We start from the raw sequence: 22,354 nt of genomic DNA, 5'->3' as shown, positions 1-22,354 counted from the left end.
TAATAATCAGCTTGAGGAAAGAAGAAAATACTGAATTTTCAGTTACCAGAGTGCCGGATGCGACGCTATCGCGCCTTATCCGGCCTACGATGCATTAATTAGTCAAACGGCGGTGGGGCCAGCACTTCACGATTACCGTTGTGCCCCTGTTCGCTGACAATCCCCTGCGCTTCCATCTGTTCGATAATACGCGCCGCACGGTTATAACCAATGCGGAACTGACGCTGTACACCTGAAATTGACGCTTTGCGTTTTTCAGTGACAAACTGCACTGCCTGATCGAACAACGGATCCAGTTCTTCAGCGCCATCGAAACCACCCGCGCCACCTTCGCTTTCACTGTCGGAGGTGATGCCATCAACATACTGTGGGCGACCACGTGCTTTCCAGTCTTGCACCACGGCATGAACTTCCTGATCACGAACAAAAGCACCATGGACACGCACCGGTATGGTTGAGTTAGGCCCCGAGTAGAGCATATCGCCCATTCCCAATAATGATTCTGCGCCAGCTTGATCGAGGATAGTTCTTGAGTCGATCTTACTGGAAACGGTAAAGGCAATTCGGGTCGGAATGTTGGCTTTAATCAATCCGGTAATTACATCAACTGACGGACGTTGGGTTGCCAGAACAAGGTGGATACCGGCAGCACGCGCTTTTTGGGCCAACCGTGCAATAAGTTCTTCAACTTTTTTACCCACCGTCATCATCAGATCGGCAAATTCATCAACCAGCACAACAATATACGGTTCTTTTGTCAGTACCGGATGCTCAACATCCATGCTGTCACCGGGTTTCCAGAATGGATCCGGGATTGGACGCCCCATTTGAGCGGCTTCTGCAATCTTCTCGTTGTAGCCAGCAAGGTTACGAACACCCAGCGCAGACATGCGTTTATAGCGTTTCTCCATTTCATTAACGCACCAGCGTAAAGCATTGGCGGCGTCTTTCATATCGGTGACCACTTCTGTTAATAAATGAGGGATACCTTCATAAACCGAAAGCTCCAGCATTTTCGGGTCAATCATAATGAAACGGACATCCTCTGGTTGCGCTTTATACAACATACTGAGGATCATGGCGTTCACTCCCACAGACTTACCGGAGCCTGTTGTACCAGCTACCAGCAAATGGGGCATTTTGGCCAGGTCAGCAACAACCGGCTCACCAGCGATATCTTTACCTAACACAACTGTCAGTGGCGATGGATTATCAAGAAACTTCGCATTATCCAGCACTTCACGCAGATAAACGGTCTGGCGTTTCTTATTCGGCAACTCGAGGCCTACATAAGGTTTGCCTGGAATAACTTCAACTACACGAACCGCCACTGTTGACAATGAACGGGCAAGATCGCGAGACAAGTTAGAAATACGTGCAGCTTTTACACCCGGCGCAAGATTCAGCTCAAAACGGGTAATTACCGGACCTGGCGAATAATTCACCACCTCGGCTTTAATGCGGAAGTCCGCCAGACGAGCTTCTACCAGACGAGCCATCTGCTCCAGTGCAAAGGTATCAACAGGTTCCACTTCACTCGGTGGAGGCGTCAGAAGATCCAATGACGGCAAAGGTGTGGTCGGTTTTTGCAATGGGCGGTTATCACCATTACGCATTAATAGTGGGTGAAGCAGTGTATCCTGAGGCTGTGATACAGACTGCTGCGGTTGTTGATACTGCTGCTGCGGCGCTACAAGTTGCTGTGGCTGCTGGTACTGCTGCTGCGGCGCTACAGGTTGCTGTGGCTGCTGGTACTGCTGTTGCGGCGCTACAGGTTGCTGTGGCTGCTGGTACTGCTGTTGCGGCGCTACAGGTTGCTGTGGCTGTTGGTACTGCTGCTGCTGCGCTACAGGTTGCTGTGGCTGCTGGTACTGCTGTTGCGGCGCTACAGGTTCTGGCTCTACGCTCGGCGTGAATAATGGCTCATGTGGACCATCATCCAGCATTACTTTCATTGGTGAAAACTCAAAATCATCAAGTGTAAACGGATTCGCTCCGGCGGGTTGTTCTCCGGAGTATCGTTGCTGCTGGGTTTGAGCAAACTGGCGAGCCAGTTCGGCCTCTGCTGCTACGTCTTCATCTTGTTGATTATCAGCAGAATCATGTTGGTATTGTTCGCCATAGCGTTGCTGTTGCGTTTGTGCGAACTGACGAGCCAACTCATCCTGCTGCATAGCATCGATTTCGTCATCGCTATATTGCTCATTGCCTTCGTACTGTCGACGCTGTGCTTCGCGAGCTTTTTCTTCGGCAGCTCTTTGTGATGGTAGTTTAATACCATAGGATGCCAGCTCACGCCTTGTCGGCACGCGCACGCGCTTCGGTCGAGGTAGTTGTGGGCCAATCCCTTCTTTAACCTGTGGACGCGGAGCTCCACTGTTTGCAAGACTGAAAATGGGTGCTGCAACGGTTGCCGCCTCCCCTGTCGCCAGCGTGGCTTTTTTCACGCCAGATGCCAGAGAAGTGACCGCAACTGCAGGTTCCACGGGCAGTACAGAAGATGACACAGGTGCAACAGAAGCTGATTTAATCGGTTGCGGTTCTTTTACTGGTTCAGGAATTGGCTGATACCAGGCCGCAAGTTGCTCTCGTTCACGCGCTCGTTTCTCTTCCACTTCTTCAAAATAGTAAAGAGGAGGACGTGAAGGTTTTGTTTCATCACTAGTAGGCTGAAGCCCTACATCGGGATGTGGTGCCACGTGCCCAACATCAGGCTGATAATTTTGCTCGACCTGCGAGGTTTGCTCTGCCTGATATGTTGAATGCGGAGCATAAGCGGATTTTTGTGGTTCCGCCTGCCAGTTATTTTCAGCCACTGATTGTTCGGGGGCGGACGCATAAAAAGGCTGCTGAACAGGTGCAGTGGGCTGTGGCGGCTCATTATAGTGCACTGCAGGTTGCGCATATTGTGGCTGCTGCGGATAACCGTCAGGCGCAGTCGCTATCACCGGTTCGCCCGTTTGCGATCCTGGTACCGGTTGCCAGTCAATGCCTGGTTGCGCTGGTGAAATACCAGTGGCAGTAACGGGTGGAATTTGGTTAGTCGGCTCGACAGAAGCGGCCAAACTTTGTGTTGCAGTGGTTGCAGCTGCTGCTTGCGCAACAGGTTCAGTAATGGGGGTACCATTTAATAACGGATCGTATTCGTCATATTCTGGTTGTGTGGCGCGATTGCCAGAAAAGAGCACATCATCAGGATCAGCTGCTATGCCACGTGCTGTATAAGTGATTTCTTCTTCATCATCCATCCGTTTACCGGAGAACAATGCAGCATCAGTATGGCGTCCAACCGGGTTGATAAATTTATCAGCCAGACGTTTACGCCGCGCTAATGCACCACGAAGAATACGGGCACGACGTGATTCATGCTTCTTGCCGTGATTTTCATCTTCATATTCTTCGTCGTCTTCGTATTCATCCTCATCGACCCAGGTATCGTCACGACGGGTACGATTACTGGCGAAAGTGAGTAAGTTTAATATCCAGCCGCCAAGTTTTTCAGCAATAGTCACCCACGACCAGCCGGTGAATAACGTCAGACCAGCAGCCCAGACACAAAGTAATGCGATTGTCCCGCCACTACTATGCAGTAACGGTTTCAAAGTGGTGCTCAGTAAACTGCCTATCACACCACCGGAGGCAAAATACCAGATGTCATCAGCATTAATTGCTGCAAGTCCGCAAGACGTCAGGATTAAGGCCAACACACCTATAATGCGCAACGATACAGCAAAGTAGTCTATATATTCGTCACTACTCTGATGCCGCCATGCAAACCAGCAACCGCCAACGATAATGACAGGGATGGTGTAGGCCATCACACCAAAAATAAAGAATAGTGTGTCTGCCAGCCATGCACCTGGAGCGCCGCCCAGATTATGGATAGGCTCATGCCAGGCGGTCTGCGACCAACTGGGATCAGAAGGGTTGAAACTGAGTAAAGCCGCCATCAGCCAGACGGCAAAAAGCGCAATAAGAATGAGCAACGCCTCCAGAAGACGGCGCCCGCTGCTTAACTTAGTCAATGTGACTTCTTTGTCTTCAGTGTATTCCTGGCTCAAGAAAGGCTCTCCAGGTTACAGGCTTTTCCTGCCCGATGCTAAAACGGACAACAGCACCGGGTTTCCCCGGCACTGTTGCTGTATGGATTAACAGGAGTGTAATCAAAATACGCCGATTTTGCACCTGTTCCGTGTTAGCGTGTCTTAATGACCAGACGATTACTCTGCTTGACTTCTTCCATTACCACGTACGTACGCGTGTCATTTACGCCAGGCAAGCGCAACAGGGTTTCCCCAAGGAGTTTACGATACGCTGACATATCCGGTACGCGTGTTTTCAACAGATAGTCAAAATCACCGGATACTAGATGACACTCTTGAATTTCTTCAAGTTTTTGCACTGCGGTGTTAAATTGTTCAAACACATCCGGCGCACCACGATTCAGAGTAATCTCAACAAAGACCAGAAGTGATGCATCAAGATAATGTGGGTTTAACAACGCAGTGTAACCCTGAATAAAACCTTGTCTTTCCAGACGGCGCACACGCTCAAGGCAAGGCGTCGGAGAAAGTCCCACTCTTTTAGAAAGCTCGACGTTAGAAATACGCCCATCCTTTTGCAACTCATTAAGAATGTTACGATCAATGCGGTCGAGATCTTTACCAGGGCGCTTCTTGCTATCTACCATTATTATTGTCTCTCTGTATTCCTTCCCTACTCCTGTCTGACTCTTCTGACATCAATGTCCAGAGTCGCTGCCCACCGCAATGAACCGAAATTATGAATTAACGGCGCAAATTGCCTGGGGAATGGTGAGAAGACCGTTGCTTAAGAGCTGCTATCGACATCACGAATGGCGTCTGTCCACACCATACGTAGATTTCGCTAGCACGGTAAACATGGTGATTACATGCATGGTTATGCAGTATCAACCTGATGTTATTTTTTTCTTCCTCGAATGTTTTCGCAAAACAGCAGCGGATTGTCAAAGCAAAACATCGATTTTTAGTACAACATGCCAGATATTCATTACGTACAGTACTGAAGCATCATATTGTCGCCACCTTAATCGACGATTTAATTCATATGAATTATGAAAAACGCAATTTAATTGATTGTGACTATTGCACAAATTGTTAACAAAATCGTCATACTCTTTTTTTACGTCTGTAAATTCCCTACAATCCTGTCCATTGTCTGCCAACAACTATGGGGATCTCATGGGCACGACCAAACACAGTAAACTGCTTATCCTGGGTTCAGGCCCGGCGGGATACACCGCTGCTGTCTACGCGGCGCGCGCCAACCTGCAACCCGTGCTGATTACCGGCATGGAAAAAGGCGGCCAACTGACCACCACCACGGAAGTGGAAAACTGGCCAGGCGATCCAAACGATCTGACCGGTCCGTTATTAATGGAGCGCATGCACGAACATGCCGCTAAATTTGAAACTGAAATCATTTTTGATCACATCAGCAAAGTAGATTTGCAGAATCGACCGTTCCGTCTGACTGGCGATAGCGGCGAATACACTTGCGATGCGCTGATTATTGCCACTGGAGCTTCTGCTCGCTATCTCGGCCTGCCCTCTGAAGAAGCCTTTAAAGGGCGTGGGGTTTCTGCCTGTGCAACCTGCGACGGTTTCTTCTATCGTAACCAGAAAGTTGCGGTCATCGGCGGCGGCAATACCGCGGTTGAAGAGGCGCTGTATCTGTCTAACATCGCTTCGGAAGTGCATCTTATCCACCGTCGTGACAGTTTCCGCGCGGAAAAAATCCTCATTAAACGTCTGATGGATAAAGTGGAAAACGGCAACATCATTCTGCACACCAACCGTACGCTGGAAGAAGTGACCGGCGATCAGATGGGCGTCACTGGCGTTCGTCTGCGCGATACACAAAACAGCGATAACATCGAGTCACTCGACGTTGCCGGTCTGTTTGTGGCTATCGGCCACAGCCCGAACACGGCTATTTTCGAAGGGCAGCTGGAACTGGAAAACGGCTATATCAAAGTGCAGTCGGGTATTCATGGTAATGCCACCCAGACCAGCATCCCTGGCGTATTTGCCGCAGGCGACGTGATGGATCATATTTATCGCCAGGCTATTACCTCGGCCGGTACAGGCTGCATGGCGGCACTTGATGCGGAACGCTACCTCGATGGTTTAGCTGACGCAAAATAATTTTACAAATCAGTAACAAAAGTAAAGAAGGCGACACCATGCGACTATGGGTCGCCTTTATTTTTTCCCCGTTGTAACATTGCTCTGCAAATAATTCTGATAACTCACCTGCTAAGCGTGCAATGAATAAATCCCGTCAAAAAGAGTTAACCCGCTGGTTAAAACAGCAAAGCGTCATCTCCCAACGTTGGCTGAATATTTCTCGTCTGCTGGGCTTTGTGAGCGGCATATTGATCATTGCCCAGGCCTGGTTCATGGCGCGAATTCTGCAACATATGATTATGGAGAATATTCCCCGTGAAGCCCTGCTGCTTCCCTTTACGTTACTGGTTCTGACCTTTGTACTGCGCGCATGGGTGGTCTGGTTACGAGAACGGGTGGGTTATCACGCCGGGCAGCATATCCGCTTTGCCATCCGCCGTCAGGTTCTCGACCGTCTGCAACAAGCAGGGCCAGCATGGATTCAGGGGAAACCGGCAGGGAGTTGGGCGACGCTGGTACTCGAGCAAATTGACGATATGCATGATTACTATGCACGCTACCTGCCACAAATGGCGCTGGCGGTATCGGTGCCGCTGCTGATTGTGGTGGCTATCTTCCCCTCTAACTGGGCTGCGGCACTCATTCTGTTGGGTACTGCACCGTTAATTCCCTTGTTTATGGCGCTGGTTGGAATGGGGGCTGCCGATGCTAACCGACGTAACTTTCTCGCTCTTGCTCGCTTAAGTGGGCATTTTCTTGATCGCCTGCGCGGCATGGAAACATTGCGTATTTTTGGTCGTGGCGAAGCTGAAATTGAAAGTATTCGTTCTGCTTCGGAAGATTTCCGCCAACGGACAATGGAAGTGCTACGGCTGGCGTTTTTATCCTCCGGCATTCTTGAATTTTTTACCTCGCTGTCAATTGCTCTGGTCGCGGTCTACTTTGGTTTTTCCTATCTCGGTGAGCTGGATTTTGGGCACTACGATACTGGCGTGACGCTGGCTGCGGGGTTTCTGGCCCTGATCCTTGCGCCGGAGTTTTTCCAGCCATTGCGCGATCTGGGTACGTTTTATCATGCTAAAGCCCAGGCTGTTGGCGCGGCAGACAGTCTGAAAACGTTTATGGAAACCCCGCTCGCCCATCCGCAGCGCGGTGAGGCTGAATTAACGTCGGCCGATCCGGTGACCATTGAAGCCGAGGATCTGTTTATCACGTCGCCGGAAGGTAAAACGCTGGCAGGTCCGTTGAACTTTACTTTGCCAGCAGGCCAACGAGCGGTGTTGGTTGGTCGTAGCGGTTCAGGTAAAAGCTCACTACTGAATGCGCTTTCCGGTTTTCTTTCATATCAGGGATCGCTACGAATCAACGGAATAGAATTACGTGATTTATCACCAGAATCATGGCGTAAGCATCTCTCCTGGGTTGGTCAAAATCCACAATTACCAGCAGCAACACTACGAGATAACGTACTGCTGGCACGACCTGATGCCAGCGAACAAGAGTTACAAACAGCACTGGATAACGCGTGGGTCAGTGAGTTTCTACCGCTCCTGCCACAAGGAGTTGATACGCCTGTTGGCGACCAGGCTGCCCGCCTTTCCGTAGGCCAGGCACAACGTGTGGCGGTGGCGCGTGCATTACTGAATCCCTGTTCGCTATTACTGTTGGATGAACCCGCAGCAAGCCTTGATGCTCACAGTGAACAGCGCGTAATGGAGGCGCTGAATGCCGCCTCTCTGCGCCAGACAACGTTAATGGTCACCCACCAGTTAGAAGATCTTGCGGACTGGGATGTCATTTGGGTAATGCAGGATGGTCAGATTATCGAGCAAGGACGTTACGCGGAATTAAGCGTGGCTAACGGTCCTTTTGCCACATTGCTGGCCCATCGTCAGGAGGAGATTTAAATGCGCGCTTTGCTACCCTATCTGGCACTGTATAAACGCCATAAATGGATGTTAAGCCTTGGCATCGTACTGGCAATTCTCACACTGCTCGCCAGTATCGGTCTGTTGACACTTTCCGGCTGGTTCCTCTCCGCCTCAGCAGTGGCGGGCGTTGCAGGACTGTACAGCTTCAACTATATGCTACCCGCTGCGGGCGTGCGTGGCGCAGCAATCACCCGTACTGCCGGGCGCTATTTTGAACGTCTGGTGAGCCATGACGCGACTTTCCGCGTGTTGCAGCATCTGCGCATTTACACCTTCAGCAAATTGCTCCCCCTCTCCCCAGCCGGACTGGCGCGCTATCGTCAGGGCGAATTGCTCAACCGCGTCGTGGCGGATGTTGATACGCTCGATCATCTTTACCTGCGCGTTATCTCGCCGCTGGTGGGCGCTTTTGTAGTGATTATGGTGGTGACTATCGGGTTAAGTTTTCTTGATTTCACCCTCGCCTTTACGCTGGGTGGCATTATGTTACTGACGCTTTTCCTGATGCCACCGCTGTTTTATCGTGCGGGAAAAAGCACCGGGCAAAATCTGACTCATCTTCGCGGGCAGTATCGCCAACAACTAACAGCCTGGCTGCAAGGGCAAGCTGAGCTGACCATTTTTGGTGCCAGCGATCGTTATCGCACGCAATTAGAGAATACTGAAATTCAGTGGCTGGAAGCGCAACGCCGTCAATCTGAACTGACAGCTTTGTCGCAAGCAATAATGCTGTTAATTGGCGCGTTAGCGGTGATCCTGATGCTGTGGATGGCGTCTGGCGGCGTTGGCGGCAATTCTCAACCAGGCGCGTTAATTGCCCTGTTTGTCTTCTGTGCGTTAGCCGCGTTTGAAGCACTGGCACCAGTAACGGGTGCATTTCAGCATCTGGGGCAAGTCATTGCCTCTGCCGTACGGATCACCGATTTAACGGATCAAAAACCTGAAGTCACCTTCCCTGATACCCAAACTCGTGTTGCCGATTGCGTTTCGCTGACGTTACGGGATGTTCAGTTCACTTATCCGGAGCAGTCCCAACAGGCACTTAAAGGGATTTCTCTTCAGGTAAACGCTGGAGAACATATGGCGATTCTCGGGCGAACCGGATGCGGTAAATCAACATTGTTACAACTGCTGACCCGCGCATGGGACCCGCAACAGGGCGAGATTTTAATTAACGATAGCCCCATAGCCAGCCTGAACGAAGCAACTCTACGACAGACCATCAGCGTTGTGCCACAGCGAGTGCATCTGTTTAGCGCCACACTGCGTGATAATCTGTTACTCGCCTCCCCTGGCAGTAGTGATGAAGTTTTGGCGGAGATCTTGCGTCGAGTTGGTCTGGAGAAGCTGCTCGAGGATGCAGGTCTCAACAGTTGGTTAGGTGAAGGCGGACGCCAGCTCTCCGGTGGTGAACTGCGCCGTCTGGCTATCGCCCGTGCGCTGTTACATGATGCGCCACTGGTATTGCTGGATGAACCTACCGAAGGCTTAGATGCCACAACTGAAAGTCAGATCCTTGAATTACTTGCAGAAATGATGCGTGAGAAAACGGTGTTAATGGTCACCCATCGACTTCGCGGGCTCTCTCGTTTCCAGCAAATAATAGTGATGGACAACGGGCAAATTATTGAGCAAGGTACTCACGCAGAACTGCTTGCCCGACAGGGGCGTTATTACCAGTTTAAGCAGGGTTTGTAAGCTATTATTGAACGATCCGACTTGCGTGGAGTTTTGCGGTCATGCGCCTGGTTCAGCTTTCTCGCCATTCAATAGCCTTCCCTTCCCCGGAAGGCGCATTACGTGAGCCTAACGGCCTGCTGGCACTGGGGGGCGATCTTAGCCCTGCGCGCCTGTTAATGGCGTATCAGCGTGGTATTTTCCCGTGGTTTTCTCCAGGCGACCCCATCCTCTGGTGGTCGCCCGATCCCCGCGCGGTGCTATGGCCTGAATCATTACATATCAGCCGTAGTATGAAACGATTTCATAAACGCTCGCCCTATCGCGTCACGATGAATTACGCCTTTGGTCAGGTCATTGAAGGCTGTGCCAGCGATCGCGAAGAAGGAACCTGGATCACGCGTGGCGTGGTCGAAGCCTACCATCGCCTTCACGAACTCGGTCATGCCCACTCCATTGAAGTCTGGCGTAAAGATGAGCTTGTCGGCGGTATGTACGGCGTGGCCCAGGGAACGCTATTTTGTGGCGAGTCCATGTTCAGCCGGATGGAAAACGCGTCCAAAACGGCGCTACTGGTCTTCTGTGATGAATTTATCCGTCACGGTGGCAAACTTATCGACTGCCAGGTCCTTAACGATCACACAGCTTCGCTTGGTGCCTGCGAAATTCCCCGCCGGGATTATCTAAATTATCTCAATCAAATGCGCCTCGGACGATTGCCGAATAATTTCTGGGTACCACGGTGCTTGTTTTCACCACAAGAATGAATGTTTTCGGCACATTTCTCCCCAGAGTGTTATAATTGCGGTCGCAGAGTTGGTTACGCTCATTACCCCGCTGCCGATAAGGAATTTTTCGCGTCAGGTAACGCCCATCGTTTATCTCACCGCTCCCTTATACGTTGCGCTTTTGGTGCGACTTAGCCGTGTGTTTTCGGAGTAATGTGCCGAACCTGTTTGTTGCGATTTAGCGCGCAAATCTTTACTTATTTACAGAACTTCGGCATTATCTTGCCGGTTCAAATTACGGTAGTGATACCCCAGAGGATTAGATGGCCAAAGAAGACAATATTGAAATGCAAGGTACCGTTCTTGAAACGTTGCCTAATACCATGTTCCGCGTAGAGTTAGAAAACGGTCACGTGGTTACTGCACACATCTCCGGTAAAATGCGTAAAAACTACATCCGCATCCTGACGGGCGACAAAGTGACTGTTGAGCTGACCCCGTACGACCTGAGCAAAGGCCGCATTGTCTTCCGTAGTCGCTGATTGTTTTACCGCCTGATGGGCGAAGAGAAAGAATGCGTAAAAGGTCGGTTTAACCGACCTTTTTATTTTGTGATATGTATGAAGTACTTTGCAAGTATAAGTCCGTAACTTGTCTCGATGTAGATATACTGCACAACTTGTTTACAGTATGAGCAAACAATAATTATCATTAAAATTCTTCTTGACCGTTTTACTCCAACTCCCTATAGTAGCGCCCCGTTGCCACCCATGAGGTTTGGCAGCCAAACAATTTGGTGAGGTGTCCGAGTGGCTGAAGGAGCACGCCTGGAAAGTGTGTATACGGCAACGTATCGGGGGTTCGAATCCCCCCCTCACCGCCATATTTAAAGAAGAGCTCGTACGAAAGTACGAGCTTTTTTTTCGCATTTTATCTGCCTGTACGGCAGTGAACATGGTGGGCGGGTGGAGTATGTTACCAGTGAATTTCTAAGCTGCCTGTACGGCAGTGAACTCAAATACTACACGTTTAGCCCGTTGTTAATAAAGCAAAACCATCTCATTTTCCTGCTGCAACCCTTTTTTATCCTTACCTTCCCGCAGCATTAATTATCAACAACTTACTATCATCATCAAAAAAAAGGTCTGGACCACCTCCCCCCATAAACAAAAAGTCCGTAACCCCTGACGAGATTACGGACTTCATCATCCTACCTGACAATCAGATTAATGCGCTGCTTCCGGTTTGTGCTTTTGCGCACTCTGGAACCCGTAGGTCAGCTCATTTTTCTCTTTATCCAGCGCGACGGTGACCTGACCGCCATCCACCAGCGAACCAAACAGCAGTTCGTTAGCGAGCGGTTTTTTCAGGTTGTCCTGGATGACACGTGCCATCGGACGTGCGCCCATCGCCCGGTCGTAACCTTTCTCAGCAAGCCAGTTACGCGCTTCCTGACTCACTTCCAGGGAAACCCCTTTCTGATCCAACTGAACCTGTAACTCGACGATGAACTTATCCACTACCTGATGGATCACGTCGGTTGACAGATGATCGAACCAGATAATGTTGTCGAGACGGTTACGGAATTCCGGCGTAAAGATCTTCTTGATCTCTTCCATCGCATCGGTGCTGTTGTCCTGGTGGATAAGACCAATCGATTTACGCTCAGTTTCTCGTACCCCAGCGTTGGTGGTCATCACCAATACCACGTTACGGAAGTCTGCTTTGCGTCCGTTGTTATCGGTCAGCGTACCGTTATCCATCACCTGCAACAGAATGTTGAACACGTCTGGATGCGCTTTCTCGATTTCGTCCAGCAGGAGTACCGCGTGCGGATGCTTGATTACCGCATCGGTCAGCAGACCACCCTGATCAAAACCAACGTATCCCGGAGGCGCACCAATCAGACGGCTAACAGTATGACGTTCCATATACTCGGACATATCAAACCGCAGCAGCTCAATCCCCAGCGCTTTAGCCAACTGCACCGTTACTTCGGTTTTCCCTACCCCGGTTGGCCCGGCAAAGAGAAACGAGCCAACGGGTTTATGATCATGCCCCAGACCTGCACGGGACATTTTGATCGCCTCTGTTAACGCTTCTATCGCTTTGTCCTGACCAAACACCAGCATTTTCAGGCGATCACCCAGGCTCTTCAGCGTGTCACGATCACTCTGAGAAACACTCTTCTCTGGTATACGGGCAATACGCGCGACCACAGACTCAATATCTGCAACATTAACCGTTTTCTTGCGTTTGCTCACTGGCATCAGACGTGCACGAGCGCCCGCTTCATCGATAACGTCAATGGCTTTATCCGGCAGATGACGGTCGTTAATGTATTTCACCGCCAGTTCCACCGCCGCACGAATCGCTTTTGCGGTATACCGCACATCGTGGTGCGCTTCATATTTCGGCTTCAGGCCATTAATGATTTGTACCGTTTCGTCAATGGACGGCTCGGTAATATCAATTTTCTGGAAGCGACGCGCCAGAGCACGGTCTTTTTCGAAAATATTGCTGAATTCCTGATAAGTTGTGGAGCCGATCACCCGGATCTTGCCGCTGGAAAGCAAAGGTTTGATCAGGTTAGCTGCATCCACCTGGCCACCGGAAGCTGCGCCCGCACCAATGATCGTATGGATCTCATCGATAAACAGAATGCTGTTGGTATCCTGCTCCAGTTGTTTGAGCAACGCTTTAAAGCGTTTTTCAAAGTCACCACGATATTTGGTGCCAGCCAGTAACGAACCGATATCCAGTGAATAGATAGTGCAATCGGCCATTACTTCCGGTACGTCGCCCTGAACGATACGCCAGGCCAACCCTTCGGCGATTGCAGTTTTACCGACACCAGATTCCCCCACCAGCAGCGGGTTATTTTTCCGTCTACGGCAAAGAACCTGAATCGCGCGCTCCAGCTCTTTTTCGCGACCAATCAGAGGGTCGATCCCCCCTACGCGAGCAAGTTGGTTGAGATTAGTCGTGAAATTCTCCATCCGATCCTCCCCGCCCGTTTGCTCTTCGCTACCTGGCTGGCTTGCGGAATCAGAAGAGGACTGACTCGGCTCATCTTTACGCGTCCCGTGGGAAATAAAGTTAACCACGTCAAGGCGGCTGACTTCATGTTTACGCAGCAGGTAAGCCGCCTGAGATTCCTGTTCGCTAAAGATGGCAACCAGCACATTAGCACCGGTAACTTCACTACGCCCGGAGGACTGAACATGGAAGACGGCGCGTTGCAGCACACGCTGAAAACTTAGCGTCGGCTGGGTATCACGCTCTTCTTCACTGGCAGGCAGTACGGGTGTGGTTTGTTCAATAAAGGCTTCTAACTCCTGACGGAGCGCTACCAGATCGACAGAACACGCTTCCAGCGCTTCACGCGCAGAAGGGTTACTGAGCAGCGCCAGTAACAAGTGCTCGACGGTCATAAACTCATGACGGTGCTCGCGCGCTCTGGCGAAAGCCATGTTTAAACTGAGTTCCAGTTCTTGATTGAGCATAGGCACCTCCCCCAATTTTTATGCCTGCATTCAGGCTTTTTCCAGCGTACACAACAATGGATGCTCGTTCTCCCTCGCATAGTTGTTCACCATCGCCACTTTGGTTTCCGCGACTTCAGCAGTAAAGACGCCGCAAATGGCTTTGCCTTGATAGTGAACAGTAAGCATCAGTTGTGTTGCACGTTCTACATCATAAGAAAAGAATTTTTGTAACACGTCAATAACAAACTCCATCGGAGTGTAATCATCATTGACTAATATCACTTTATACATAGATGGCGGTTTTAGCGCGTCGCGAACTTTGTCTTCCGCCAGTTGGTCAAAATCGAGCCAGTCGTTAGTTTTACTCATTGTCAGTGATCATCTTCAGTTACGGTTATCGGCAGCGCCTGCACCTGACATGAGCGGATAAGAATTATCAATTTACTCCATCTAATAGATAACTATCATCTATCATTGGCATCCGCGACATCTGTCACATTCCCGGCAATAGCGTTAACTGCTTCAAATTTTTGATTCTTTTTTACCCTTTCTACGTTGTATCCCGCTTGACGCAACGCCTTATTTCTCTAAATTGTATCACGAGAGCTGGCGAGGTTTTGCACATCCCCCTCCACTCCACCACTGATTCATTCCATCTTACCTGTATAAGATTTACGAAGGATGTCGAAGCATGGAAAAGGGTACTGTTAAGTGGTTCAACAATGCAAAAGGGTTCGGTTTTATTTGCCCTGAAGGTGGAGGCGAAGATATTTTCGCGCATTACTCCACAATAAAAATGGATGGTTACAGAACGTTAAAAGCTGGCCAACCAGTCCAGTTTGATGTTACTCAGGGACCAAAAGGCAATCATGCCAGCGTCATTGTACCCTATGAAGCTGAAGCCATTGCATAGGTGATCAGTTTCATTGTGTACATCACTCAAACAAAATGCCAGCCCCATCGGCTGGCATTTTTATTTCTGGTTCTTGCATACTCTAAGTAATTCGCGTTGCAGGAGCCTGGCTGCCGTAAGCGGCTGGGGTGAAAGACAAATCCGCAGGCACAGCACATGCAGCCTGAAGTATGATGAGTGTAGCTCTTCCTGCTATAGATCTGACCTCTTCCGACATGACTCATTCGCGGGCCAACGCTTCTACCGGGTCCAGTCGTGAGGCATTTCGTGCCGGTAACCAGCCGAACAATATACCGGTAATTGTAGAACACAAAAATGCCGTTAAGAGCGCCACTGGCGAGAAGCCAATTTCCCAACCAGGCAGGAAGAGTTGCAATGTGAACGCGATCAATAACGATAAACAGATCCCCAGTGCACCACCAACCAGACATACCATGACAGCCTCTATCAGAAACTGCTGGAGAACATCACTGGCACGCGCGCCTACTGCCATTCGGATACCGATTTCACGCGTTCGCTCGGTAACAGAAACCAGCATAATGTTCATCACACCAATCCCACCGACAACCAGTGAAATGACCGCCACCAGAGTTAAAAAGAGTTGTAAAGTGCGAGTGGTTTTTTCAGCGGTTTTAAGAATGCCGTCCATGTTCCAGGTAAAGAAATCTTTTTTACCATGGCGCAAAGTCATTAAGCGCGTTAATTGCTGTTCTGCCTGAGCGCTGTCATAGCCCTCTTTCACTCTTACAGTAATGGAGTTCAGCCAGGACTGCCCCATCACCCGGCTTGCCATTGTGCTATAGGGCAACCACACACGAAGTATTTTACTGCTGCCAAACATCGACTGCTTTTCTTCAGCGACCCCAATCACCGTAGCAGGCATGTTACCGACCAGGATGACCTCCCCCACAACGTTTGCTTTATGGGGAAAAAGTTGTCGGCGGGTATTATTGTCGAGTACCACAACTTGCGCCCTGGCATTGAGTTGTTCTTTGTTAAAGGTATTCCCTTCACTGAACGTCATGCCGTAAACATTAAAATAATCGCCACTGACACCATTAGCTGCAGCCGCCACATCGATATTGCCATAACGCAGTCGAACATTTTGCGATACTGCTGGCGTCGCGGAAGCAACCCATGATTGTTTTTGGATGGCCGCCAGATCGTCATATTTTAATGCCTGTTGATACTGAGGATCGTCATCCCCAAAATCCTTTCCCGGATAGATATCAATTGTATTTGTACCAATGGAGCGGATATCCGCTAACACCATTTGCTTTGCTGCATCTCCGACCACCACAATCGATACGACCGACGCAATACCAATAATAATGCCGAGCATTGTGAGTAAAGTGCGCATTTTATTGGTTGCTAATGCCAGCCAGGCCATAGTCAGAGCTTCGCGAAAGCCAGCAATAAACTGTCGCCAGCCAGAACGGGGTTGTGCTGATGAGTCTGAAAAAGTTTGTGCAATAGCGCTATTTTTCGCTGGGGGATTACTCACGATTTCGCCATCACGAATTTCGATCACCCGTTCAGCCTGTGCCGCAACATGGGGATCATGGGTGACAATAATCACCGTATGCCCACGCTCACGCAGTTGGTGAAGAATCGCCATTACTTCTTCACCTGAATGGCTGTCCAACGCCCCGGTAGGTTCGTCGGCTAAAATAACCTGACCGCCATTCATCAGCGCACGGGCAATACTGACTCGCTGCTGTTGCCCGCCAGAAAGTTGTGCCGGACGATAATCCACGCGTTCGCCTAATCCGAGGCGTTGCAATAATGCCTGCGCCCGCGCTTCTCGCTGTTTACGCTCAATACCAGCATAGACAGCGGGTACTTCCACGTTTTGAAGCGCCGTAAGGTGTGACAACAAATGATAACGCTGGAAAATAAAGCCAAAATGTTCGCGGCGAAGTTGCGCCAGTGAGTCACTATCCAGTGTGGAAACATCCTGACCCGCCACTTTATAAATACCGCTGGTGGGTTTATCCAGACAACCGAGGATATTCATCAGTGTTGACTTGCCGGAACCAGACGCACCAACAATCGCCACCATCTCCCCGGCATTGATTGTCAGGTTGATCCCTTTAAGCACCTCAACCACGTCTTCGCCTGATGGGAAGCTGCGGCGGATATTACTGAGTTCAAGCAGTGGCGTCATTTTGCTGCTCCGGGATTCCCTTCACCGATCACCACTTCGTCGCCCGCTTCCAGTCCTTTAACAATTTCCACATCGGTGTCGTTACGGGCACCAATAACCACTTCCCGTTCCCGGGTTTCGCCATTGCGTAACAAAGTGACTTTATAACGGTTATCTCCCACGGGATCGCCCAGTGCAGACAGCGGAATAGTCAGTACATTTTTTACTTCGGCAAGCTGAATATGCACCTGGGCTGTCATATCGAGACGCAGCACGCCTTGCGGATTTGGCACCTCAAAACGGGCGTAATAAAAAATAGCATCGTTAACTTTTTCTGGGGTCGGCAGAACATCTTTGATTCGCCCCTCGTAACGTGTTTGTGGATCGCCCAACACAGTGAACCATGCCTTTTGCCCCGGTTTTAGATGAATAACATCCGCTTCTGAAACCTGAGCCTTTACCAACATAGTGCTCATATCTGCCAGCGTCAGAATGTTTGGAGCCTGCTGAGCAGCAATGACCGTCTGGCCTTGAAGCGTGGTGATTTGCGTCACTTCGCCAGCCATCGGGGCCACAATTCGGGTGTAATCGAGATTAGTTTTAGCGGTATCCAGTGATGCCTGATTACGTTTGATTTGCGCATCGATAGTGCCAATCTGAGCCTGCTTCACCGCCAACTCTGTCACTGCGGTATCCAGATCCTGTTGTGAGATTGCCTGGGTTTGCGCCAGTTTCTGTTGGCGGGATAACGTTACCCGTGCCAGTTTCAGTTCGGCCTCGGCCTGCTGACGTTGCGCCCGCAGCTCCATTAGCGTCGCTTCCACTTCTTTAATCTGGTTTTGCGCCTGTTCAGGATCGATAATCCCCAGTAGCTGATCTTTTTTGACTTTGTCACCAATAGCTACCGACAGCGTTTTCAACTGACCGCTCACCTGTGCACCAACATCGACTTTACGTAATGCATCCAGCTTTCCGGTGGCCAGCACACTTTGCTGTAGCTCTCCTGGGCGCACAATTAATGTCTGATATTTCGGCTCTGGCGCATTCAGCGTTTTCCAGAGCACCATAAGCCCACCCAAAATAACAATGGCTGCTATCAGATAACGTTTTTTAAACCTTTCCCTCATTCGCATACAGCTCCTGAATTCATCGTCGTTCTCACCTGTATGAACAGTAAAACTTCAACCAAACATCAACAAAACCACAAAGTCACGGTGAGTAATCGCTTTATTGATTTTTGGTTAAGTTTGTCAATGCTGGAATTGGGCTACGACTTTATATTGGACTGGTGAATATGTCGCAGCTAACTGAAAATACCTTTTCTCCTGGCAAATCTCTAAACAGTCGGACCCTTTTCTTCCGTCTGGCAAGCGGCGAATTGCGTCCTGGTAAATTTTGGCATCGACGCAAATTCCGCCAAAAATTTTTGCTGCGGTCATTGCTTATGCCACGACTTAGCATTGAGTGGATGAATGAACTCTGCCAGATGCCGCATATTAACGCGTTACTGGTGCGCCAGCCACGGCTACCTGTTCGTCTCCATCGTCCCTATCTGACGGTGAGTTTTAACCGTCAACAATTGCTTGCGGCGTTGCGCTATCACTATGCCTTATTACGTAACGTAATGTCAGCCGAAGAATTCAATTGCTATCTGAATACTCCAGGCCTGCAACTGGCGCAGCTGGAAGGCAAAAATGGCGAACGCTATACGCTGGAATTGACCATGATGATCTCTATGGACAAAGAAGGCGACAGTACGATCCTCTTGCGAAATGATGAAGGTATTCCGCTGGCAGAAATCACGTTTACACTGTGTGAGTACCAGGGCAAAAGAACGCTGTTTATTGGTGGGCTGCAAGGCGCGAAACCAGAAATTCCTCATCAGGCAATTCAGGATGCGACAAAAGCCTGCTCGGGGCTATTTCCTAAACGTCTGGTTCTGGAAGCTGCGTGTCGCCTTGCGAATCGCCTGAGAGTTGAACAAATTCTCGCGGTCAGCAACGAAACACATATTTACCGCAGCCTGCGTTACCGGGATAAAGATGAAAAAATTCATGCTGATTACAATGCATTCTGGGCCGCGGTGGGCGGTGAGTGCGATAAACAGCATTTTTACCATATCCCGGCGAAAATACCGCGCAAAGATATGGCAGAAATAGCGAGCAAAAAACGTGCGGAATACCGTCGGCGCTATCTTTTGCTCGATACCATTGAAGAACAGATGTCGATGCTATTTCATGCTTAATCTGCCCGGCCGCGTGCCAGCCATACCACCCTGGAGAACATTTTCTTAAACAATACTGGCACTGCATCAACACCACGTCGTCCGGCTTCCATAGCCACTTCGATGGCAAGATCGGGTTTCGAAGAGCGATGGATCGCCTTCGAGATAATTTTGCGCATATTCATCGGTACATTTTGCGGAATTTGCGCCACCCGATGAAAGACATCAGAAAAGCCCTGCCGATACATAAAATGTTCCATATCCAGTGCGGGCAATGCAGTCAAATGTTCATGTTCGGCATCACGATCATTGTTAAGCAAGCTGCGCACTGTAGCGGCATATTTTTTCCCGGCCTCATCACCATCAACCAGAACATGCCATTCGATCCCCATTCGACGGGCAAATTTTACCAACGGTTTTAGACCTGACTGAGCAAACTCAATCACTTTAATCCCCTCAGCGTCAAAGTGATGACCACACTGACGGGCCAGTTCATTGATGACCCAGGTTTCTGTTTCCCCCTCCACCAGCAACCAGCAGCGGGCAAACAGTGAAGAAGCACGGTTAAAGCGAATATGAAAAGCAATCCGTCGGCCATCTTCAGCACTCAATCCCCCTGGCCCCAGACGCCATGCAGCGACACGTGAAGACTCACGCACCAGGCGGCACACGTGTTCAACAGGTGTAAGAGAAAGCAACTCACCAGAGTTCGTGGTGGTAATACGCTGCAGAGGCAACAAGTTTAGTAACTGCCAGGCGACCGAGAGCATAATTGGATGCAAGCGCGTTTCAGGATCTTCCACCAGCAGCAAGGGTCTGGCATCTCTGTCCAGCCGTATTGTTCCTTTCGCCTGCAATAAAGTGGAGAACAGCCCCAACAAAATCACCCGATGCGTTCGCCCACCGGGGCGGTCAATCATGCGGTTAATGATGTCGAGATAACGCCAACTACGCTGATCATTATTGCCCCGACGACGCATCAGGCGATAGCGCGCCTGCCCTGCGCCTTGCTCGGAAAAATAGTGCTCCAGCAGTTGCACCATTGCCGACAACCCCTGTCGAATCTGCGCATCAGTAAGGTTTTGCGGGCGCGTAGCCAGTTCACGAGCCAGATAATCCAGTTCCCGCGCTGTAACTTCCACATTGGGAACGTTTGGCACCGTGCCATTACGAATGCGCCGCATAAAGCGGGCATCACGCAAACGAAGCACTGGCATTAACCGTACCAGATGCCTCGCCTGCTCATTAATATCAGCAATCGCCAACGGATGTCCGTCGCCATCGAGGAAGCTACGCAAGGTCATTACGCTACCATCATCGTGGCTTTCCCCTTCAAGTCGATAGAAAACCCGGTGATAGCCATCACGACATGGCGTCCAACACTCAGCCAATGGCTGATAACGGCGCACACGATGCCGTCCCGGTAATGATTCACGAAAAGTAAGGATGATTTGCAGATGATGTTCCCGCCCACCAACATCCCCTGGCGGAAACCAAAAATCATCGCGGTCAAAGTGGTAAAGATCTGATTCAGGAGATAATAAAAGAGTCAGCGCATCCAGCAGGCTGGATTTACCCCATGCGTTCTCGCCGATCAGCACATTATTTTGTTCCAGCATCAGCGACAGACGATTGATACCACGAAAGCCAACTATTTCAACGCGTTCAAGAATCATGTATCCCCCAAATAAAATCCCTCTCCTTAACGCTACCAGCAGTATACCTGGAAAAAATCATCTTCAACGTGACGGCAGTACAGTTATGCGAGCCAACCGACTGAAAAATGTACAATTATATTTTTCAGTCATTCAGACTATTCTCATAATTTACTTTTTCCAGGTAGATTACCCCAGATGGTTTATTTATTTTTCAGCTATTCATTGTTTACATAAAGACAAACTACAATTGTGATTAAGATAAATCAGTTCAATGAACTCGATCACTATGCTCTAAATCAAACTTAGTGGTTTTATTTAACTGGTTAAGTGATAAATCATGTTTCTACAATAATGTTGAATTATACGTATCTTCTGCGTAAATGTTAAAAAACAATTACCTTAAACTTCTTGTGGTTAATTTTATCTATTGAGGCAAATATGTTCAGAAAATTAGCAGCTGAATGTTTTGGTACTTTCTGGCTTGTTTTTGGTGGCTGCGGTAGTGCTGTACTGGCCGCAGGCTTCCCGGAATTAGGCATTGGTTTTGCCGGCGTGGCGCTGGCATTCGGTTTAACCGTTCTGACGATGGCCTTCGCTGTTGGTCATATTTCTGGTGGTCATTTTAACCCGGCGGTCACTATTGGCTTATGGGCTGGCGGACGTTTTCCGGCAAAAGAAGTCGTTGGCTACGTAATTGCCCAGGTTGTCGGCGGTATTGTTGCAGCAGCGCTGCTGTATTTAATTGCCAGTGGTAAAACGGGTTTTGACGCGGCAGCCAGTGGTTTTGCGTCTAACGGTTATGGCGAGCATTCACCAGGCGGTTATTCCATGCTTTCCGCGCTGGTAGTTGAACTGGTATTGAGTGCAGGTTTCTTGCTGGTGATCCACGGCGCAACCGACAAATTCGCTCCGGTGGGTTTTGCACCAATTGCCATTGGTCTGGCATTAACGCTGATTCACTTAATCAGTATTCCGGTGACTAACACTTCCGTTAACCCGGCGCGCAGTACTGCGGTTGCCATCTTCCAGGGCGGCTGGGCGTTAGAACAACTGTGGTTCTTCTGGGTGGTGCCAATTGTCGGCGGCATTATCGGTGGTCTGATTTACCGGACTCTGCTGGAAAAGCGTGATTAATTAACGCAGAAGGCCTGGCGCAATGTCAGGCCTTTTTTAAATATATTGATTCATCTTCCTGTTGCGCTCCTTGATGTGTTAAGCCACATATAGTCACTGGCGCAAGGAGCGCGCAGGGGGCGGCCAATCGCCGCCGCCCCCTGCACCCCGGGCTCTGGCGAACAAAATCGCCGCTGCGCGGTGCCCTCGACTTATCCCTTGCGGCTACCGGGTCGGGCGCGAGGTAACATATATGGACGCTCCCGGAATGCAATGCTTTCTTCAGTTATGTAATAAAACGGGTAG

At 49.8% G+C, this 22,354-nt stretch carries 15 protein-coding genes, 1 tRNA gene and 3 pseudogenes; 11 read left to right on the top strand and 8 right to left on the bottom strand.

What is annotated here, in order from left to right; all coding sequences use genetic code 11:
• Positions 1-98: 98 nt before the first annotated feature.
• Both ftsK and lrp read right to left on the bottom strand, forming a co-directional pair.
• Positions 99-4,061 carry a DNA translocase FtsK gene (gene ftsK, locus K0335_RS00080; protein WP_104919603.1) on the bottom strand — a complete coding sequence of 1,321 codons (3,963 nt, stop codon included), beginning with the start codon at positions 4,059-4,061 and terminating at the stop codon, positions 99-101.
• Positions 4,062-4,195: 134 nt separating this feature from the next.
• The gene (gene lrp, locus K0335_RS00075; RefSeq protein WP_000228473.1) at positions 4,196-4,690 is read right to left on the bottom strand and encodes a leucine-responsive transcriptional regulator Lrp; all 495 of its coding nucleotides are present in this window, start codon (positions 4,688-4,690) and stop codon (positions 4,196-4,198) included.
• A 532-nt stretch (positions 4,691-5,222) separates the two neighbouring features.
• Here lrp and trxB point away from each other — a divergent pair.
• The 8 genes and pseudogenes from trxB to K0335_RS00045 all read left to right on the top strand — a co-directional run bounded on the left by trxB (position 5,223) and on the right by K0335_RS00045 (position 11,389).
• Positions 5,223-6,188, top strand: a complete 966-nt coding sequence (trxB, locus tag K0335_RS00070; protein ID WP_000537408.1) for a thioredoxin-disulfide reductase — start codon at positions 5,223-5,225, stop codon at positions 6,186-6,188.
• A 122-nt stretch (positions 6,189-6,310) separates the two neighbouring features.
• On the top strand, positions 6,311-8,077 hold the full coding sequence (cydD, locus tag K0335_RS00065; protein ID WP_039020465.1) for a cysteine/glutathione ABC transporter permease/ATP-binding protein CydD: 1,767 nt from the start codon (positions 6,311-6,313) through the stop codon (positions 8,075-8,077).
• Positions 8,078-9,799: a cysteine/glutathione ABC transporter ATP-binding protein/permease CydC gene (cydC, locus tag K0335_RS00060; protein ID WP_104919602.1), complete on the top strand. Its 1,722-nt coding sequence runs from the start codon at positions 8,078-8,080 to the stop codon at positions 9,797-9,799.
• Positions 9,800-9,840: 41 nt separating this feature from the next.
• Positions 9,841-10,545, top strand: a complete 705-nt coding sequence (aat, locus tag K0335_RS00055) for a leucyl/phenylalanyl-tRNA--protein transferase (RefSeq protein ID WP_001241690.1) — start codon at positions 9,841-9,843, stop codon at positions 10,543-10,545.
• Positions 10,546-10,690, top strand: a pseudogene (locus K0335_RS22670) (hypothetical protein); the annotation flags it as partial.
• A 59-nt stretch (positions 10,691-10,749) separates the two neighbouring features.
• Positions 10,750-10,902: pseudogene (locus K0335_RS22665) on the top strand (hypothetical protein); the annotation flags it as partial.
• Positions 10,830-11,048 (top strand): translation initiation factor IF-1, encoded by a 219-nt coding sequence (infA, locus tag K0335_RS00050; RefSeq protein ID WP_001040187.1) that lies wholly within the window; start codon positions 10,830-10,832, stop codon positions 11,046-11,048. The pseudogene K0335_RS22665 and the gene infA, both read left to right, overlap by 73 nt.
• A gap of 253 nt (positions 11,049-11,301) precedes the next feature.
• A tRNA-Ser gene (locus K0335_RS00045) sits at positions 11,302-11,389 on the top strand.
• A 343-nt stretch (positions 11,390-11,732) separates the two neighbouring features.
• On the opposite strand, the gene clpA is transcribed toward K0335_RS00045, so the two are convergent.
• The 3 genes and pseudogenes from clpA to K0335_RS22390 all read right to left on the bottom strand — a co-directional run.
• Positions 11,733-14,012, bottom strand: coding sequence for an ATP-dependent Clp protease ATP-binding subunit ClpA (clpA, locus tag K0335_RS00040; RefSeq protein ID WP_000934073.1), 2,280 nt, complete (start codon positions 14,010-14,012; stop codon positions 11,733-11,735).
• A 30-nt stretch (positions 14,013-14,042) separates the two neighbouring features.
• Positions 14,043-14,363 carry an ATP-dependent Clp protease adapter ClpS gene (gene clpS / locus K0335_RS00035; protein ID WP_000047741.1) on the bottom strand — a complete coding sequence of 107 codons (321 nt, stop codon included), beginning with the start codon at positions 14,361-14,363 and terminating at the stop codon, positions 14,043-14,045.
• Positions 14,364-14,458: 95 nt separating this feature from the next.
• Positions 14,459-14,530: pseudogene (locus K0335_RS22390) on the bottom strand (hypothetical protein); the annotation flags it as partial.
• A gap of 155 nt (positions 14,531-14,685) precedes the next feature.
• Between K0335_RS22390 and cspD the strand changes: the two are divergent.
• The gene (cspD, locus tag K0335_RS00030; protein ID WP_000410783.1) at positions 14,686-14,907 is read left to right on the top strand and encodes a cold shock-like protein CspD; all 222 of its coding nucleotides are present in this window, start codon (positions 14,686-14,688) and stop codon (positions 14,905-14,907) included.
• Between the two features lie 220 nt (positions 14,908-15,127).
• On the opposite strand, the gene macB is transcribed toward cspD, so the two are convergent.
• Both macB and macA read right to left on the bottom strand, forming a co-directional pair.
• A complete protein-coding gene (gene macB / locus K0335_RS00025; protein ID WP_046077412.1) occupies positions 15,128-17,074 on the bottom strand; it encodes a macrolide ABC transporter ATP-binding protein/permease MacB in 1,947 nt (648 codons plus the stop codon).
• Positions 17,071-18,186, bottom strand: coding sequence for a macrolide transporter subunit MacA (gene macA / locus K0335_RS00020; RefSeq protein ID WP_001242896.1), 1,116 nt, complete (start codon positions 18,184-18,186; stop codon positions 17,071-17,073). Before macA ends, macB begins: the two co-directional genes overlap by 4 nt.
• Before the next feature lie 161 nt (positions 18,187-18,347).
• On the opposite strand from macA, the gene K0335_RS00015 reads away from it, so the two are divergent.
• On the top strand, positions 18,348-19,298 hold the full coding sequence (locus K0335_RS00015) for a VirK/YbjX family protein (RefSeq protein WP_002431630.1): 951 nt from the start codon (positions 18,348-18,350) through the stop codon (positions 19,296-19,298).
• Here K0335_RS00015 and K0335_RS00010 read toward each other — a convergent pair.
• A complete protein-coding gene (locus tag K0335_RS00010; RefSeq protein WP_000599778.1) occupies positions 19,295-20,953 on the bottom strand; it encodes an ATP-dependent endonuclease in 1,659 nt (552 codons plus the stop codon). The two genes, K0335_RS00015 and K0335_RS00010, sit on opposite strands and share 4 nt — an antisense overlap.
• 420 nt (positions 20,954-21,373) lie before the next feature.
• Here K0335_RS00010 and aqpZ point away from each other — a divergent pair, with 420 nt between their 5' ends.
• Positions 21,374-22,069, top strand: coding sequence for an aquaporin Z (gene aqpZ, locus K0335_RS00005; RefSeq protein WP_219393682.1), 696 nt, complete (start codon positions 21,374-21,376; stop codon positions 22,067-22,069).
• Positions 22,070-22,354: the final 285 nt, after the last annotated feature.

Origin of the sequence: Escherichia sp. GZ89 (assembly GCF_019366485.1) — a bacterium.
GTDB lineage: Bacteria > Pseudomonadota > Gammaproteobacteria > Enterobacterales > Enterobacteriaceae > Escherichia > Escherichia fergusonii.
Note: the sequence above shows the minus strand (reverse complement) of the source record. Positions and strands in the feature narration are given on the sequence as shown.

Coding starts and splice junctions, on each gene's coding strand:
- lrp (WP_000228473.1), bottom strand. CDS start 4,690: ATGGTAGATAGCAAGAAGCGCCCTGGTAAAGATCTCGACCGCATTGAT.
- trxB (WP_000537408.1), top strand. CDS start 5,223: ATGGGCACGACCAAACACAGTAAACTGCTTATCCTGGGTTCAGGCCCG.
- cydD (WP_039020465.1), top strand. CDS start 6,311: ATGAATAAATCCCGTCAAAAAGAGTTAACCCGCTGGTTAAAACAGCAA.
- cydC (WP_104919602.1), top strand. CDS start 8,078: ATGCGCGCTTTGCTACCCTATCTGGCACTGTATAAACGCCATAAATGG.
- aat (WP_001241690.1), top strand. CDS start 9,841: ATGCGCCTGGTTCAGCTTTCTCGCCATTCAATAGCCTTCCCTTCCCCG.
- infA (WP_001040187.1), top strand. CDS start 10,830: ATGGCCAAAGAAGACAATATTGAAATGCAAGGTACCGTTCTTGAAACG.
- clpA (WP_000934073.1), bottom strand. CDS start 14,012: ATGCTCAATCAAGAACTGGAACTCAGTTTAAACATGGCTTTCGCCAGA.
- clpS (WP_000047741.1), bottom strand. CDS start 14,363: ATGAGTAAAACTAACGACTGGCTCGATTTTGACCAACTGGCGGAAGAC.
- cspD (WP_000410783.1), top strand. CDS start 14,686: ATGGAAAAGGGTACTGTTAAGTGGTTCAACAATGCAAAAGGGTTCGGT.
- macB (WP_046077412.1), bottom strand. CDS start 17,074: ATGACGCCACTGCTTGAACTCAGTAATATCCGCCGCAGCTTCCCATCA.
- macA (WP_001242896.1), bottom strand. CDS start 18,186: ATGCGAATGAGGGAAAGGTTTAAAAAACGTTATCTGATAGCAGCCATT.
- K0335_RS00015 (WP_002431630.1), top strand. CDS start 18,348: ATGTCGCAGCTAACTGAAAATACCTTTTCTCCTGGCAAATCTCTAAAC.
- K0335_RS00010 (WP_000599778.1), bottom strand. CDS start 20,953: ATGATTCTTGAACGCGTTGAAATAGTTGGCTTTCGTGGTATCAATCGT.
- aqpZ (WP_219393682.1), top strand. CDS start 21,374: ATGTTCAGAAAATTAGCAGCTGAATGTTTTGGTACTTTCTGGCTTGTT.